This is a genomic window from Vibrio gallicus, from assembly GCF_024346875.1.
Lineage (GTDB): Bacteria > Pseudomonadota > Gammaproteobacteria > Enterobacterales > Vibrionaceae > Vibrio > Vibrio gallicus.
This window is the reverse complement of record NZ_AP024871.1, coordinates 2,473,550-2,489,580: the sequence shown is the minus strand read 5'-3', so window position 1 is coordinate 2,489,580 and position 16,031 is coordinate 2,473,550. Positions and strand designations below refer to the sequence as shown.

Annotated in this window: 16 protein-coding genes, 1 tRNA gene and 1 rRNA gene; 10 read left to right on the top strand and 8 right to left on the bottom strand. The window is 45.2% G+C overall.

Annotated features, from left to right (window positions below; translation table 11 throughout):
• The first annotated feature begins 149 nt into the window (after positions 1-149).
• Positions 150-632: a MarR family winged helix-turn-helix transcriptional regulator gene (locus OCU28_RS11660; protein ID WP_261816312.1), complete on the top strand. Its 483-nt coding sequence runs from the start codon at positions 150-152 to the stop codon at positions 630-632.
• Between the two features lie 38 nt (positions 633-670).
• Here the strand turns inward: OCU28_RS11660 and OCU28_RS11655 are convergent, their stop codons facing one another.
• The 5 genes from OCU28_RS11655 to def are packed head-to-tail and all read right to left on the bottom strand — an operon-like array spanning position 671 to position 6,361.
• The gene (locus tag OCU28_RS11655) at positions 671-2,116 is read right to left on the bottom strand and encodes a TrkH family potassium uptake protein (protein WP_261816311.1); all 1,446 of its coding nucleotides are present in this window, start codon (positions 2,114-2,116) and stop codon (positions 671-673) included.
• Between the two features lie 12 nt (positions 2,117-2,128).
• Positions 2,129-3,505, bottom strand: coding sequence for a Trk system potassium transporter TrkA (gene trkA, locus OCU28_RS11650; protein ID WP_261816310.1), 1,377 nt, complete (start codon positions 3,503-3,505; stop codon positions 2,129-2,131).
• 26 nt (positions 3,506-3,531) lie between these two features.
• The gene (gene rsmB, locus OCU28_RS11645) at positions 3,532-4,821 is read right to left on the bottom strand and encodes a 16S rRNA (cytosine(967)-C(5))-methyltransferase RsmB (RefSeq protein WP_261816309.1); all 1,290 of its coding nucleotides are present in this window, start codon (positions 4,819-4,821) and stop codon (positions 3,532-3,534) included.
• A gap of 55 nt (positions 4,822-4,876) precedes the next feature.
• On the bottom strand, positions 4,877-5,833 hold the full coding sequence (gene fmt / locus OCU28_RS11640) for a methionyl-tRNA formyltransferase (RefSeq protein WP_261816308.1): 957 nt from the start codon (positions 5,831-5,833) through the stop codon (positions 4,877-4,879).
• 18 nt (positions 5,834-5,851) lie between these two features.
• Positions 5,852-6,361: a peptide deformylase gene (gene def, locus OCU28_RS11635; protein ID WP_261816307.1), complete on the bottom strand. Its 510-nt coding sequence runs from the start codon at positions 6,359-6,361 to the stop codon at positions 5,852-5,854.
• A 108-nt stretch (positions 6,362-6,469) separates the two neighbouring features.
• On the opposite strand from def, the gene dprA reads away from it, so the two are divergent.
• Genes dprA through OCU28_RS11620 form a run of 3 tightly spaced genes read left to right on the top strand, consistent with a single transcriptional unit; the run spans position 6,470 to position 8,601 of the window.
• The gene (dprA, locus tag OCU28_RS11630; protein ID WP_261816306.1) at positions 6,470-7,582 is read left to right on the top strand and encodes a DNA-processing protein DprA; all 1,113 of its coding nucleotides are present in this window, start codon (positions 6,470-6,472) and stop codon (positions 7,580-7,582) included.
• Positions 7,583-7,584: 2 nt separating this feature from the next.
• Positions 7,585-8,058: a DUF494 family protein gene (locus tag OCU28_RS11625; RefSeq protein ID WP_261816305.1), complete on the top strand. Its 474-nt coding sequence runs from the start codon at positions 7,585-7,587 to the stop codon at positions 8,056-8,058.
• A gap of 3 nt (positions 8,059-8,061) precedes the next feature.
• Complete coding sequence (locus OCU28_RS11620) at positions 8,062-8,601, top strand: DNA topoisomerase family protein (protein WP_261816304.1); 540 nt, start codon at positions 8,062-8,064, stop codon at positions 8,599-8,601.
• Positions 8,602-8,641: 40 nt separating this feature from the next.
• Here OCU28_RS11620 and OCU28_RS11615 read toward each other — a convergent pair whose 3' ends face one another.
• Together OCU28_RS11615 and purE are read right to left on the bottom strand one after the other, a co-directional pair.
• On the bottom strand, positions 8,642-9,757 hold the full coding sequence (locus OCU28_RS11615; RefSeq protein WP_261816303.1) for a 5-(carboxyamino)imidazole ribonucleotide synthase: 1,116 nt from the start codon (positions 9,755-9,757) through the stop codon (positions 8,642-8,644).
• A 3-nt stretch (positions 9,758-9,760) separates the two neighbouring features.
• Positions 9,761-10,246 carry a 5-(carboxyamino)imidazole ribonucleotide mutase gene (gene purE, locus OCU28_RS11610; RefSeq protein ID WP_261816302.1) on the bottom strand — a complete coding sequence of 162 codons (486 nt, stop codon included), beginning with the start codon at positions 10,244-10,246 and terminating at the stop codon, positions 9,761-9,763.
• A 185-nt stretch (positions 10,247-10,431) separates the two neighbouring features.
• Between purE and OCU28_RS11605 the strand changes: the two genes are divergently transcribed.
• The 4 genes from OCU28_RS11605 to OCU28_RS11590 all read left to right on the top strand — a co-directional run bounded on the left by OCU28_RS11605 (position 10,432) and on the right by OCU28_RS11590 (position 13,061).
• The gene (locus OCU28_RS11605) at positions 10,432-10,989 is read left to right on the top strand and encodes an L-threonylcarbamoyladenylate synthase (RefSeq protein WP_261816301.1); all 558 of its coding nucleotides are present in this window, start codon (positions 10,432-10,434) and stop codon (positions 10,987-10,989) included.
• Between the two features lies 1 nt (position 10,990).
• A complete protein-coding gene (gene hemF, locus OCU28_RS11600; protein WP_261816300.1) occupies positions 10,991-11,896 on the top strand; it encodes an oxygen-dependent coproporphyrinogen oxidase in 906 nt (301 codons plus the stop codon).
• A 65-nt stretch (positions 11,897-11,961) separates the two neighbouring features.
• Positions 11,962-12,801: a shikimate dehydrogenase gene (gene aroE, locus OCU28_RS11595; RefSeq protein WP_261816299.1), complete on the top strand. Its 840-nt coding sequence runs from the start codon at positions 11,962-11,964 to the stop codon at positions 12,799-12,801.
• On the top strand, positions 12,798-13,061 hold the full coding sequence (locus tag OCU28_RS11590; RefSeq protein WP_261816298.1) for a DUF1488 domain-containing protein: 264 nt from the start codon (positions 12,798-12,800) through the stop codon (positions 13,059-13,061). Before aroE ends, OCU28_RS11590 begins: the two co-directional genes overlap by 4 nt.
• On the opposite strand, the gene OCU28_RS11585 is transcribed toward OCU28_RS11590, so the two are convergent.
• Positions 13,054-13,602 (bottom strand): gamma carbonic anhydrase family protein, encoded by a 549-nt coding sequence (locus OCU28_RS11585; protein ID WP_261816297.1) that lies wholly within the window; start codon positions 13,600-13,602, stop codon positions 13,054-13,056. The two genes, OCU28_RS11590 and OCU28_RS11585, sit on opposite strands and share 8 nt — an antisense overlap.
• 538 nt (positions 13,603-14,140) lie before the next feature.
• Between OCU28_RS11585 and OCU28_RS11580 the strand changes: the two genes are divergently transcribed.
• Together OCU28_RS11580 and OCU28_RS11575 are read left to right on the top strand one after the other, a co-directional pair.
• A 16S ribosomal RNA gene (locus OCU28_RS11580) occupies positions 14,141-15,693 on the top strand.
• An 89-nt stretch (positions 15,694-15,782) separates the two neighbouring features.
• Positions 15,783-15,858, top strand: a tRNA-Glu gene (locus tag OCU28_RS11575).
• Positions 15,859-16,031: the final 173 nt, after the last annotated feature.

Here is a 16,031-nt window from a genome sequence, read left to right as displayed (position 1 = left end):
TTTTTTTTGGGGCGGTGGTTGCAGAGTGACATGCTCTGCTCTCGTCCTTTGGGCATGATAGAATAGTATTTATATGGTGGTATGTGGTCAGTGAAAGGAAGGCTAAGGTGTTACTATTCCTGTACTGAGGTGAATTGTGGAGTTACTTTTTGAAAGATAAAACAAAGGATGAGTTGGTTGCGAGCGAATGGTTAAGCGTTAACCCTGAGTTATCAAAGACCTCAATTGAACTGGTTACTCAATTTGTTCGTTTCAGTAATCAGATATCGAGTGCTCGACACGACTTCTGTAAGCAATACTCGTTAAATCCGTCAGAATTTGATGTGTTGGCAACTTTATTTCGTGCTGGGCTACCACATGAATTGTCAGCAAAAGAGCTTAAAGATCGCACGCTTCTACCTTCTTCTGGGGCACTATCAAATAGAATTGATCGCCTAGAAAATAAAGGGTTAGTAGTAAGGCGACATGATTTAGTTGATAAGAGAGGCGTAAAAATACGGCTGTCTGAACAGGGCATTTCTATGGTTGAAAAGGTTTCACCACTGTTTTTTAGTGTTATGTCTGATCACTTCATTGGCTTAGAGAATGAAGAGCAAGAGCAATTAAAGGCATTAATGCAGAAATTGCTATAAATAAGGGCGCGAAATGCGCCCTTATTATGATTAGGAATTTATCTCTTCCAGAACCCAGGAATAAATAACACCAGAACGGTTAATATCTCTAGGCGCCCCAACAGCATTCCAAGGCTTAACATCCATTTTGCGGCATCAGGGAGTGGTGCAAAATTGCCTTTAGGGCCAATGATGTGCCCCATCCCCGGCCCGACGTTAGCCACGGCGGTAATTGAACCAGATAAACTGGTTGCTGCATCAAGCCCCAAAGCACTAAGACCGGCAGCAATAATGAGTATGGTGGCAAAGAAGGTGAGGCTAAACGCAACAACAGAGCGGATGATCTCATCGTTTACAGTACGTTTGTTGTAGCGCTGAACAAATACTCCGGATGGATGTATTAATTTGAGCATCTGAATCTTAAGTAAGGTGTTCGCTATCTGAAAGCGAAACACCTTAATACCACCAGCGGTCGAACCAGAGCACGCACCTATCATTAAGAGGAAAGCAAATAATACCGTTGTTAGCGTACCCCAAGCTGTGAAATCATCGAGGCCAAAACCGGTGGTGGTTAGTACCGAAACCACGTTGAACATCGATACACGCAGTGCATCCATTACATGGTATTGATCGCGATATACCAGCCATGCAGTAATGGCTAAGCTGGATACCAAAAACAGCTTTAGAAAACCCAATACTTGAGCATCTCTGGTTAATGCTGCAAGGGATTTCTTTTTCACTACCGCAACAAAAAGCAGAAACGGTAGCCCACCTAAAAACATAAACAAAGTTGAAAACCATTGCGCCGAGTGGGAGAAATGATTCATTGACCCATCAGAGGTGCTGTACCCGCCAGTAGAGAGGGTGGTAAAGGCGTGATTGATAGCTTCAAATAGATTCATGCCTGAAAACATATAAGCCAAGATGCAAGCAACAGTCAAAGATACATAAACGGCTACAATACCTTTAGCGACGTTTTTAACCCTAGGGTCACTCTTATCTGACCAATCAGAGGACTCCGTTTGGAACAGACGCATACCACCGACATTAAGCATTGGTAGAATTGCCACCCCCATAACAATAAAGCCAATACCACCTAGCCATTGTAATGATGAGCGCCATAACAGAATACTGTGCGACATATTGTCCAAGCCGCTCAGTACCGTTGAACCCGTTGTCGTAATTCCAGACATTGTTTCAAAGAAAGCATCAGTAAAGCTGATGTGATTGATGAAAACAAAAGGAAGCGCGCCAAATCCAGTACATACAACCCAAACTAGGGTGGTAACAAGGAACACATCTCGCACGTTAAGCCTAAAGTGCTCAGAGCGTCCATAGGTTAAGCATATGAATGATGCCAAATGGGTAATTGCGACAGCTTTAGCGAATTCAACAAAGCCGCTGCCTGGATTAAACAGTGCTAGGATTGTTGGCGGGTACATAAATAGCGCCAGTTTTGATAGAACTAGCCCTAGAACAAATATGATGGGTCTTATGTTTACCATGTCAGCCGAGCCTTACAGGTAGAAAGGGCTTGGTTGGAAAAGTGCTTCAACATTGGTGATGTACTTTTTATCAACGAGGAACATAACGATATGGTCGTCTTGTTCAATGACGGTACGGTCATGAGCAATCAGTACCTCCTCCCCACGAACTATAGCACCAATGGTTGTACCTGGCGGTAGCTTGAGGTTTGCAATAGCTCTGCCAACGACCTTGGAGGTATTTTGGTCACCACTAGCAATAACCTCAATAGCTTCAGCAGCCCCACGACGTAGTGAAGATACGTTGACGATACCACCACGACGAACATGGGTTAAAAGCTCAGAGATGGTAGCTTGTTGTGGTGAGATAGCCACATCGATATCTCCGCCCTGCACAAGGTCAACATATGCCCCGCGCTGAATGAGAACCATAGCCTTTCGAGCGTTGAGGCTCTTGGCTAGCATCGCCGACATAATGTTGGTTTCATCTTCATTCGTCAGGGCGATATAGGCGTCCATTTCTTCTATATTTTCTTCGTATAGAAGTTCACGGTCGGCAGCATCCCCGCATAGAACCATGGTGTTTTCGAGCTCTTCTGATAAGAAGGTCGCACGCTCAAGGTTTTTTTCAATTAGCTTAACGGAGTAGTTGCGCTCTAAGCGTTTAGCAAGGCTTGCACCTATGTTACCACCGCCAACAATCATAAGTTTGCGATAAGGCTTTTCGAGTCGTTGTAGCTCGCTCATTACCGAGCGAATGTCGTTGCTGGCCGCCACAAAGAACACCTCATCATCTGCTTCAATGATGGTCGTACCTTGTGGTCTTATTGCTCTACCTTGTCGAAAGATAGCAGCAACTCGAGTATCGATGTGTGGCATGTGCTCCCTAAGCGCAGAGATGGCATTCCCGACTAACGGACCACCGTAATAGGCTTTAACTGCAACCAAACTGACTTTTTCATCGGCAAAGCTAACCACCTGAAGTGCACCTGGGTATTGGATTAGCCTTTCAATGTAGCCGGTTACCAACTCTTCTGGTGCGATCAGGTGATCTACTGGTATTGCACCAGATTTAAACAAGGTTTCTTTTTGTGCTAAATATTCGCGAGAGCGAATACGAGCAATCCTGTTAGGGGTGTTGAATAGAGTAAAGGCTATCTGACATGCGACCATATTAGTCTCATCAGCATTGGTTACTGCTACCAACATATCCGCGTCTTGAGCACCGGCTTCTTTCAAGGTGTCAGGGTGGCTAGCCTCACCATTTACAACGCGTAGGTCATATTTGTTTTGTAGCTCACTTAAACGACGACTGTCGGTATCGACGATCGTAATATCATTATTTTCACCCACTAGGTTTTCAGCTAGAGTTCCCCCTACCTGACCTGCACCTAAGATTATGATTTTCATGCCTTAGTTCTCTATTACTACACTACCTAACTTACTTTAGTAGCCTTTTCTAAAACCGCATAGAAGAAGCCATCCATATCGTGCTCACCGGGTAAAATTTGTCGCCCAGGGCTTGCAGGATCACTATCGATGAGCGTTACATCATCGGTACGTGCCAAGAATGCCTTTATTTGCTCTCTGTTTTCAATCGGTGCGATAGAGCAGGTAGCGTAAACTAAGGTTCCACCTGGCTTCAATTGTTGCCACATAGCATCTAAGATTTCGCTTTGTAGCTGGGCTAAAGCGGTAAGGTCATCCGCTCTACGTAACCATTTGATATCTGGATGACGACGAATGACTCCTGTAGCAGAGCAAGGAGCATCGAGTAGGATGCGGTCGAATTTATCGCCTTGCCACCATTGCTCAGGGAAGCGAGCATCACCATGAATAACCTCTGCATCCAGGTTGAGGCGCTCTAGGTTCTGATGTACTCGCAGCAGGCGTTGCTCGTCTGCATCAATAGCAACGACATGTCCACCTTGAGTGTTCTCTAAGATATGCGCTGTTTTTCCTCCTGGGGCACAACAGCAATCGAGTATTAATTCGTTGTCTTTGGGTTGCAAATATTCAAAGGAAAGCTGAGCCGCCGCATCTTGCACTGAAGCCCAGCCAAGATCGAATCCTGGTAGTTTATTTACATCGCATGGGCGCTCTAGCTTTAGGGCATGTTGAGCCTGTGGGTGAAGCGTAGCTTCTATGCCTTCAGCTTCAAGTAGCGTCAAATATTCCGCTGTTGTTTTGTGCTGGTTGTTTACCCTCAGCCACATTGGAGCTTTAGTGTTATTGGCTTCAATAATTTGCTGCCACTGGTCAGGGTATGACTCTTTGAGTAACTTTAGCAGCCAACTAGGGTGTCCATATTTCCCAGCGTCGGTGCTGAGTGCTTTTTTATCTAGGTCCTCTTTTTGGCGCTGATAGCTACGCAAAATAGCATTGATCAACCCTTTAAGCTTTGGGCCCTTGAGTGATTTTGTTGCTTCAACGGTCTCAGCTACCGCAGCATGGTCTGCGGTGCGCATAAAGCCTAGTTGATATACACCCACTAACAGCAGGTGGTGGAAGACACGCTGCTTCCCTTTTAGGGGTTTATCCATTAGTTGGTTAATTACAGCCTCTAGACGAGGTAGATAGCGTAAAACGCCATAACATATTTCTTGAAGCAGGGCGTGGTCTTTCGGATTTAGATCTGCTTGCGCTTTTGGCAAGGCACTGGATAGTGACTGCCCTTTATCAACAACTTGAAATAGTACGGTAGCGGCTGCTGCACGAACGTTCATAGGTTTTTCCCTAAAAGAGTAAGGCTTGAGAAACTCAAGCCTTAGTGTAGTTAGCTTATTGATTTTCTGTTAATTGAGTGCCGGGTATAAACCACTCCGCACGCGAATTAAGTACGTCAGATGCAGCCATGGCTTTTTTGCCGGGAACCTGTATCTGCTCAAGAACTAAAGCGTTATTGCCCGTAGCAACCTTGATACCTGATTTGTCAGCACTAATGATAGTGCCAGGTTCAAGGCTGGTTGTGTTTGGTTCTACATGAGACTTCCAAACCTTAATGTTTTTATCTTCGATAGAGAAGTAGCTAATAGGCCACGGGTTAAACGCTCTAATTTCACGTTCAAGCTCAATAGCGTCTTTACTCCAATCAATGCGAGCTTCATCTTTACTCAGCTTCTTAGCGTAGTTCGCTTGGCTGTCATCTTGTTTAGTCGCCTTAGCGGTATTGTTAGCAATATCTTCTAAGCAGTTGATTAGGGCTTTAGGGCCAAGCTGTGCAAGGTTGTTGTACAGATCAGCGCTGGTGTCTGTATCTTGGATATCGAGGGTCTCTATATGTAGCATATCGCCGGTATCTAGGCCTTCGTCCATCTGCATTATGGTCACACCCGTTTGCTTGTCTCCAGCCCAAATAGAGCGTTGAATCGGAGCTGCTCCACGCCAACGAGGTAGGATAGAACCATGCACGTTGATACAACCAAGACGTGGCATCTCTAGAACCGATTTTGGCAATAAAAGCCCGTAAGCAACAACGACCATAATGTCAGCATTAAGCTTGGCAAGTTCCTGTTTTGCTTCGTCAGTCTTGAAGTTCACTGGCTGATACACAGCAATGTCGTGCTCAACAGCTAGCGCTTTTACTGGGCTAGCGGTAAGTTTCTTACCTCGACCAGCAGGACGATCTGGTTGAGAGTAAACAGCAATAACCTCATGCTCTGAAGATAACAACGCCGCCAAATGGTCGGCGGCGAAATCAGGAGTACCGGCAAAAATGATTTTCAATTTTTCGCTCAAGGTAGAGCTCCTTAATTATTATGCTTTTTCATTGAAGCGTTTAATTTTCTCTAGCTTATCCTTGATACGACGGCGCTTAAGAGGCGAAAGATAATCTACAAATAGCTTGCCCTCTAGGTGGTCTAACTCGTGCTGTACACAGATAGCCAATAGGTCTTCTGCATCGAAAGTAAATTCGTTGCCTTGTCGATCTAATGCTTTTACTGAGACCTCATGAGCTCTAGCAACCAATGCTCGTGCTCCGGGAACAGACAGGCAACCTTCTTCAATCCCATCTTCACCGCGCTTTTCGGTGATTTCAGGGTTAATCAATACCATGGCTTGGTCGCGTGTCTCAGAGATATCAATCACCACGATGCGTTGATGAACATCTACCTGAGTTGAAGCTAAGCCAATACCTTCTTCTGCATACATGGTTTCGATCATGTCATCGATATGTTGTTGCAGTTCTGGCGTGAACTCTTGCACTGGTTTAGCAACAGTACGAAGGCGGTCATCTGGAAAAGTTAAAACTTGTAATATGGACATAGTTTCTCAAATACATTGAAGTGTGCCGAAGTTTTATCGGCGGATTGTGACAATTTTAGTCATTTTGGTCTTCAAATAACAGCACCAATATTAGTCGGTGCCTATGAAATGATAGAAGCTCAAAAAATAGCATGGTTAACCTTACACACAATCCCGCGCTTAAGTGGTGTTAAAGCACAAAAAATCCTAGAGAATATAACGCCAGAGGAGTTACTTTGTTGCTCACAGAAAAATTTATTAGATATTGGGTTTAAGCCAAACCAAGCCGCGTATATCTGTGACAAAGGAGGGGTGACGGTTGAAAACTGTTTGAGGTGGGCAGAAAAAGAGAGTCATCATCTGCTTATGCTTCCTGATGATACGTACCCAGACCAACTAAGGCAAATCAGTAGTGCGCCACCTGTTCTATTTGTCAAAGGCAAGCCTAGCGTATTGCAGGAACAACAGATAGGCATTGTCGGTAGTCGCTCAGCTTCGATTGAGGGTCTTAATACCGCGTGTGATTTTGCGCGGCAGTTCGCGAAGAGAGGAATAGCGGTTACCAGTGGCATGGCTCTTGGCGTCGATGGACGTGCTCACCAGTCTTGCTTGGATGCAGGAGGAGAAACGGTGGCGGTATTAGGTTGCGGCTTTGAGCATTGTTACCCCAAGTCGCATAGGGCTTTGATGAATAGAATCTTGGTAAGTGGGGCTTTGGTAACTGAATTCCTGCCATCGACGCCTCCTAAAGCGAGCAATTTCCCTCGTCGAAACCGGATCATTAGTGGGCTCTGTCGAGGAGTGGTTGTCATAGAGGCTAGTTTAAAGAGTGGTACTTTAATCACTGCGCGATTTGCCATAGAGCAAGGACGGGAAGTATTTGCTGTTCCGGGCTCGTTATATAACCCAGCGGCTCAAGGTTCTCACCGCTTAATTCAGGATGGAGCAACGTTAGTGACTTGTGCGGACGATGTATTGAGCGAAATCCTTGGTGTAAGCGCATATAAGGGTGTAATTGATGATGTAATTGAACAAAAACAGAGCGTTACAGAAAAGGCCAACCTTTCTCAAGCTGAGGCATTGCTGTTAGAACAATTTGGCGACAGCTTATTGTCGGTTGATTTTTTAGCAGAAAGGACCCATTTACCAGTAAATAAGGTTATGATGCACCTATTAGAGTTGGAGCTCAAAGGATTGGTAGCTTCAGCCAGTGGTGGTTTTATTAGATTGAGGGGACGTTAGCTATGATGGATATTCTTATGTATCTATTTGAGACATATGTTCATAGTGATAGTGATTTAGATATTGATCAAGGTGAACTTGAGCAAGAACTGCTTCGTGCCGGTTTCCATCAGCAAGAGATTTACAAGGCACTCAATTGGCTAGAAGGTTTAGCCGCACTGCAAGATGAAGGTGCGAGCCAAAGTATTGCTATGAGCGCTGCAACCTCTATGCGAATTTACTCATCTCGTGAGCAGCAAAGGTTGGACACCCGTTGCCGTGGCTTTCTTTTATTCTTGGAGCAAATCAATGTATTAACTCCTGAATCGAGAGAGATGGTTATCGACCGTGTGATGGGGCTTGAAACATTAGATCTTCAGTTAGATGACTTGAAGTGGATTATCCTGATGGTGCTGTTTAATGTACCGGGAAATGAGAGCGCCTATACCACTATGGAAGAGTTGCTCTACACTACCGACCACGGTGTGTTGCACTAATTCATGAATAGCCACATTGATAAAAAACTGTTTTCTTCCCAAGGACAAGCGCTCGAACAACATTGTCCTGATTGTGGTGCAGAGTTACAGGTACGTCACGGCAAGCATGGCGCTTTCTTGGGCTGTATGAACTACCCTGAATGCGATTTTATTAAGCCGTTACATCAACCTACAGGTCAGATTATCAAAGCGCTCGGTGTGCCTTGTCCAGAATGTGCCAGTGAATTGGTATTACGACAGGGTCGCTATGGGATGTTTATTGGGTGTGAGTCTTATCCAGCGTGCCACTATATTGCACATACCGAGCATGAAAGCGCGCAACAATTGTTTAGTTGCCCGGTCTGCAATAAAGGAAGTTTGGTTGAGAGAGTCTCTCGTTATGGCAAGCAATTCTATGCATGTGATAGCTATCCAAAATGTGATTACGCCTTAAATTCAGAGCCTATTGCTGGTGAATGCAAGCAATGCGGATTTAAGCTGTTAACCAAAAAGAAGAATACGGTCGTGTGCGCTGATAGAAAGTGCCAGGCTTTGCAAGAATAAAAAGGCAGCTCACAAGCTGCCTTTTTATTTATGGGTACTGTTATTTTTGACTTAATGCGGGATAAGCTTTTGGGTCTAGAAGCTTAGTAATAGCTTCTAATTGAGCCTTCCTATCAGCCTCATCTTTACCGCTGACATTGATGTGCCCCATCTTGCGTCCAGGACGCTTATCTTTACCATACCAATGTACATGAGCTTGGCTCATAGCGAGTACAGTCTGAGGCAGGCAATCTTCACCTAAAATGTTGATCATACTCGTTGGACGAAGCATCTCAGTACTACCTAGTGGCAGTCCGCACACTGCTCGCATATGGTTCTCAAACTGGCAGGTTTCTGCTCCTTGTTGAGTCCAGTGGCCAGAGTTATGCACTCGAGGTGCGATCTCATTGACCATCAGCTTGCCTTGCACATCAAAGAACTCAAGTGCCAGCACTCCAACATAATCTAAGCACTCGGCAACAGCGGTAAACATCTGTTTTGCTTGCCCTTGAAGTGCTTTATCTTCAATTGCGGTTGAGAGGCTTAAGACGCCATTGGTGTGTACATTTTCAGCAAGTGGGTAAACCACAATCTCGCCTTTGCTATTTCTAGCTCCGACTAGAGATACTTCTCTGTCAAAGGCGACAAACTCTTCAGCAATGATCGCTTGAGAATCTTGTGCGCTGATACAGGCTTCCATTTCTAGCCATGTCGTCTCAACTTGTTGTGTTGAGGTTAAGCGCCACTGCCCTTTGCCATCGTAGCCACCTAAGGTGCTCTTAAGAACCATAGGTAAGCCAACATATTCAATAGCAGCTTTAAAGTCATCTTGATTGCGAATCAGTGCATATTTAGCATTTGCAACCTGCGCTCTATCTAGAAGTGCTTTTTCAATACGGCGGTCACCACCGGTCTTAATTGCCTCTGCACTCGGTAGTAATTTACCACTGGCTTGACAGGCATCTAATACGGGGTGAGGAACGTGCTCAAATTCAGCAGTAATAACATCGGCTTGCTCAATCGCAAACTCTAGGCCTTGCCCAAGTTTTGTTTGGGTTAATGGCTCAACAATTGCTTCGCTGTTGACATCAAAAGCAATGGTTTTAATGTTCAAAGGAGCAGCTGCTAGTGCCATCATTCGCGCAAGTTGACCTGCACCTAAAACCAGAACCTGCATTATTTATTCCTCAGCTGGATTAGGGTTTGCTAGTACGGTATCGGTTTGATTTTGGCGGAAAGCTTCGATTTTTTCCATAACCTCAGGTACATGAGTACCGATAATTTGTGCAGCAAGAATACCAGCATTTGCCGCACCAGCTTCACCGATAGCAAGGGTGCCAACTGCAATACCTTTTGGCATTTGTACTATTGATAATAGAGAGTCCATGCCTTTTAGTGCTCTAGACTGAACTGGAACACCTAGTACTGGTAGGCTAGTAAAAGCAGCACACATACCTGGTAGATGCGCAGCACCACCCGCACCAGCAATAATTACTTTAATACCGCGATCTTTGGCACTGTTTGCGTAATCTGCGAGCAGTTGAGGTGTACGGTGAGCCGAAACTACTTTGGTTTCATAGCTAATACCAAATGTATCAAGCATTTCAGCTGCGAGTTTCATCGTTGGCCAATCTGATTTAGAACCCATGATAATACCGACTTGCATGGTAAGACTCCTGATTTAACTGTTTGAGCATGGAATATCAATTTTGCGCGCATTATACGGCTATTTTTTGTATAGGAAAACGTTTGCGTCAGCTATTTAATCGAAATTAAAGGAAATACTTATCAGTAATGAATAGAATTTGTAAACTAAATGCAACAGATGCCGAATTAGGGATTCAGTAAACGATGATTGTTATGGATGGTGCAATAGAGGCTCTACAGCAAGGGCGAGTTATAGCTTACCCAACAGAGGCTGTCTTCGGTGTGGGGTGTGACCCTGATAATGAAAAAGCATTAATGGAGCTGTTGGAGATTAAGCAAAGACAAGCAGATAAAGGTTTGATTTTGATTGCTGCGAGCTTTGAACAGTTGCTGCCGTATATTGATGTCTCTAAGCTTACCCAACAACAGCTAGATACCGTATTTCACAGTTGGCCTGGGCCTGTAACTTGGGTAATGCCGGTTAGCCATAAAACCCATAAATTAGTACACGGGCAATTTGATACAGTTGCGGTTCGCGTTACAGACCATCCACTGGTTCAGAGCCTATGTTTGAAGTTTGGTAAACCGCTTACTTCAACCAGCGCTAACTTATCTGGGTTACCACCTTGTGTAACAACAGAGCAGGTTACTGAACAGCTAGGTTCTAAATCGGTTTTTGTTGTGCATGGTGTGGTTGGGGATAGACAAAACCCATCAGAGATTCGTGATGTGCGAACACTGCAAGTATTAAGGCAGGGATAGAATGCAAAATGTTAATAAGCAGGCTGTAAGGGAGTACTTACTTAGTCTGCAGGAGCACATTTGTAGCCAGTTAGAGTTAGTCGATGGTCAAGGGCAGTTTATTGAAGATGCATGGCAACGAAAACAAGGTGGTGGCGGTCGAACGCGTGTCATGAAGGGGGGGCTGTTGTTTGAGCAGGGAGGAGTTAACTTTTCCCATGTGTATGGGGATAAGATGCCCGCTTCTGCTACTGCTCATCGCCCTGAGCTTGCTGGTCGAAAGTTTGAGGCGATGGGAGTGTCACTCGTTATCCATCCACGTAACCCTTTTATTCCAACCTCACACGCCAATGTACGCTTCTTTATTGCAGAAAAAGAGGGCTGTGACCCGATATGGTGGTTTGGTGGAGGGTTTGATTTAACCCCTTGCTATCCATATGAAGAAGACTGTTTGCACTGGCATCAAACTGCAAAAGCAATATGTGCGCCTTTTGGTGACAATGTATATGCAGAGCATAAAGCGTGGTGTGACGAATATTTTTACTTACCGCATCGTCAAGAGACACGAGGAGTAGGGGGATTGTTCTTTGATGATCTCAATCAATGGGGGTTTGAAAAGAGCTTCGCATACATAAAAGCGGTTGGTGAGGGGTTTACTAAGGCATATCTACCAATCGTAGAAAAGCGTAAGCAAACCACGTACAGCGAACAGCAAAGACAGTTCCAACTATACCGTCGTGGGCGTTATGTAGAATTCAACCTAGTATATGATCGCGGTACGTTGTTTGGTTTACAAAGTGGGGGGCGTACAGAATCGATCCTTATGTCTATGCCTCCGCTGGCTCGCTGGGAATACAACTATCAAGTAGAGCCTGACTCTCATGAAGATAAACTCTATCAAGAATTTTTACATCCACGAGATTGGTAGTACTTTGCGAACGCTGTAACAGGTGTTAGGTTGTGAAGAGCAATAAATAAGTAGTAGGACGTTTAATGAATACGTTAATTGACCAATATGCAGTGTTTGGTAATCCAATTCAGCAGAGCAAATCTCCCTTTATCCACACCTTGTTTGCGAGACAAACGAATCAAAGCTTGAGATATACAGCAAAGCAACCCCTACCCGGTGAATTTCAGCAAGCAGTGGTACAGTTTTTCAATGAACAAGGTGGCAAGGGTTGTAATGTCACCGCTCCATTTAAACACGACGCTTATACTTTTGCGGACCGCTTAACTGAGCGAGCTAAGCTCGCAGGGGCCGTGAATACCCTTAAAAAGTTAGATGATGGCGAAATTATTGGTGACAACACCGATGGTGAGGGGCTGGTTCAGGACTTATTGCAGTATCAAGTGAGCCTTGAGGGAGCGCGCATCCTTATCATTGGTGCTGGTGGCGCGGTTCGTGGTGTACTAAAGCCGCTATTGGACAACAATCCTGCATCAATCATTATTGCTAATCGTACCTTTGCTAAAGCTGAGGTACTCGCAGGAGAGTTCAAGGAATACGGTAATATCAGTGCGCAGTCCCTAGATAACGTCGATCAAGCGTTTGACGTGGTAATTAATTCTACATCTGCGGGGCTGTCTGGGGAATTACCACAAATATCCCCTGCTATATTCAGTGCAACCACTGTTAGTTACGATATGATTTATGGGTCAGGTAATACACACTTTAATGAGTGGGCTTTAGCTAATGGCGCAGCCAAAGCCTATGATGGGCTAGGAATGCTTGTTGGTCAGGCAGCAGAAAGTTTCATGCTATGGCGCGGAATTCGACCGGGAGCAAGGCAAGTACTGCGAGAGCTGCGTAAAAACCTGGAGGGGGTGTCATGAATCAATCCATCATCTTTACGGATCAAGTCGAGTGGTTAGAAGCCGATAAGGTAGTCAGTTTTTCCGCACAGCAAAATGGTCAGCTTATAGAGTGCCGTGTTGCCATCAATTATTTAGAGCAACTATCACAACTAAAGGTAGAGCAAAAAGATGCGGTACTTAAGGTATTTGCAGAGTACCGCTTTGACTTGGAAGACCTTGCAGAAGAGTTAATTGAAGCTGAGGAGTTTAACTCTGTAGGCCAGATTGTTATTAGTTAATGCTTTTCACGTGATTAATATAATCATTTTTGTTGTTAACGTAATTGTCAGCTGAAGTCTTTAAAAAGGCGTGTTCTTTATCAGTTAAAGGGCGCGCCTTCTTAACCGGACTGCCAAGATAAAGGAATCCACTTTCTAGGACTTTACCAGGAGGAACTAAGCTTCCTGCTCCGATGTAAACATCACTCTCAATAATAGCGCCATCTAAAATGGTAGAGCTCATACCTACTAGAACCCTATCTTTAATAGTACAACCGTGCAGCATGACTAAATGCCCGATAGTAACCTCATTACCAATAACTAGTGGAAAGCCATTTGGGTTTATCACATTCTTATGAGTTACATGCAGTACTGAACCGTCTTGAATATTTGTACGCTCACCAATGCTGATATGGTTCACATCACCTCGAGCGGCAACCTGTGGCCATACGCTCGAATCCTTACCTATAGAGACATCGCCAACTATCACCGCAGAATCATCTATATAGACATCGCTACCTAGCGATGGGGCTATTTCTTTATAACTACGCAAAGAACTCATTTTTTCACCTATTTGTGGGGGTAAAATACTCACCTTTTGTCTGTAAATGGCGGTTTAGCACAAAAAACAGGCATGTGAGTAAAAAGTTTTAAAATACTACCAAAAAGCACTTGCCAGTGTGATGAAAGTCTCTATAATGCCGCCTCACTGACACGGTAGAGCGCACAACGCTTCAACGTGATTCAGTAGGCTAACTGGCCGAGTCATTTGAGTTTAGGTTCTCTTCGAAATTAAATTCAAAAAGTGTTTGACACTGAGGCTCAAATCGCTAGAATGGCCGTCCACTTGAGAGGTAAGCCTCGAAAGTAACGCTCTTTAACAATTTAAACCAATCAATCTGTGTGGGCACTCGTTGATGATAATCGAAAAGATTTATCAATGAACTGAGTGACCAAAACGATGACTTTTAGTCATTGGCACAGTCAATTCATTATCGTTCTGTTGGAACGATAATAGCTTTAAAATTACTTCTTACTTTCGAGTAAGGACAGTTTTGAAGTCAGTATTCATTGAGCCGCATCTTAGATGCACAAAACTTTAATTGAAGAGTTTGATCATGGCTCAGATTGAACGCTGGCGGCAGGCCTAACACATGCAAGTCGAGCGGAAACGACAACATTGACCCTTCGGGTGATTTGTTGGGCGTCGAGCGGCGGACGGGTGAGTAATGCCTGGGTATATGCCTTGATGTGGGGGATAACTATTGGAAACGATAGCTAATACCGCATAATGCCTACGGGCCAAAGAGGGGGATCTTCGGACCTCTCGCGTCAAGATTAGCCCAGGTGGGATTAGCTAGTTGGTGAGGTAATGGCTCACCAAGGCGACGATCCCTAGCTGGTCTGAGAGGATGATCAGCCACACTGGAACTGAGACACGGTCCAGACTCCTACGGGAGGCAGCAGTGGGGAATATTGCACAATGGGCGCAAGCCTGATGCAGCCATGCCGCGTGTATGAAGAAGGCCTTCGGGTTGTAAAGTACTTTCAGTCGTGAGGAAGGCGTTGTAGTTAATAGCTGCATCGTTTGACGTTAGCGACAGAAGAAGCACCGGCTAACTCCGTGCCAGCAGCCGCGGTAATACGGAGGGTGCGAGCGTTAATCGGAATTACTGGGCGTAAAGCGCATGCAGGTGGTTTGTTAAGTCAGATGTGAAAGCCCGGGGCTCAACCTCGGAACCGCATTTGAAACTGGCAGGCTAGAGTACTGTAGAGGGGGGTAGAATTTCAGGTGTAGCGGTGAAATGCGTAGAGATCTGAAGGAATACCAGTGGCGAAGGCGGCCCCCTGGACAGATACTGACACTCAGATGCGAAAGCGTGGGGAGCAAACAGGATTAGATACCCTGGTAGTCCACGCCGTAAACGATGTCTACTTGGAGGTTGTGGCCTTGAGCCGTGGCTTTCGGAGCTAACGCGTTAAGTAGACCGCCTGGGGAGTACGGTCGCAAGATTAAAACTCAAATGAATTGACGGGGGCCCGCACAAGCGGTGGAGCATGTGGTTTAATTCGATGCAACGCGAAGAACCTTACCTACTCTTGACATCCAGAGAATTCGCTAGAGATAGCTTAGTGCCTTCGGGAACTCTGAGACAGGTGCTGCATGGCTGTCGTCAGCTCGTGTTGTGAAATGTTGGGTTAAGTCCCGCAACGAGCGCAACCCCTATCCTTGTTTGCCAGCACGTAATGGTGGGAACTCCAGGGAGACTGCCGGTGATAAACCGGAGGAAGGTGGGGACGACGTCAAGTCATCATGGCCCTTACGAGTAGGGCTACACACGTGCTACAATGGCGCATACAGAGGGCGGCGAGCCAGCGATGGTGAGCGAATCCCAAAAAGTGCGTCGTAGTCCGGATTGGAGTCTGCAACTCGACTCCATGAAGTCGGAATCGCTAGTAATCGTAGATCAGAATGCTACGGTGAATACGTTCCCGGGCCTTGTACACACCGCCCGTCACACCATGGGAGTGGGCTGCAAAAGAAGTAGGTAGTTTAACCTTCGGGAGAACGCTTACCACTTTGTGGTTCATGACTGGGGTGAAGTCGTAACAAGGTAGCCCTAGGGGAACCTGGGGCTGGATCACCTCCTTATACGATGATTATTCACGATGAGTGTCCACACAGATTGATATGGTTTAGAAAGTTAAGAGGTAAGAAGTACACCCTGTACTTCAACTAGTGTCCCGTTCGTCTAGAGGCCTAGGACACCGCCCTTTCACGGCGGTAACAGGGGTTCGACTCCCCTACGGGATACCATCTTTAAGTACACTTCTTCTTAAATGAAGACTTAAGTGTCTTTAAAAATGGTTTCGAAAGCTTTAATGCTTAGAAATACATGCTCTTTAACAATTTGGAAAGCTGACGATAAATAATGTCCAGTTTTATACTGAGAAAGCATTATTTATCAAATTTAAAAGTTCTCAAATCCT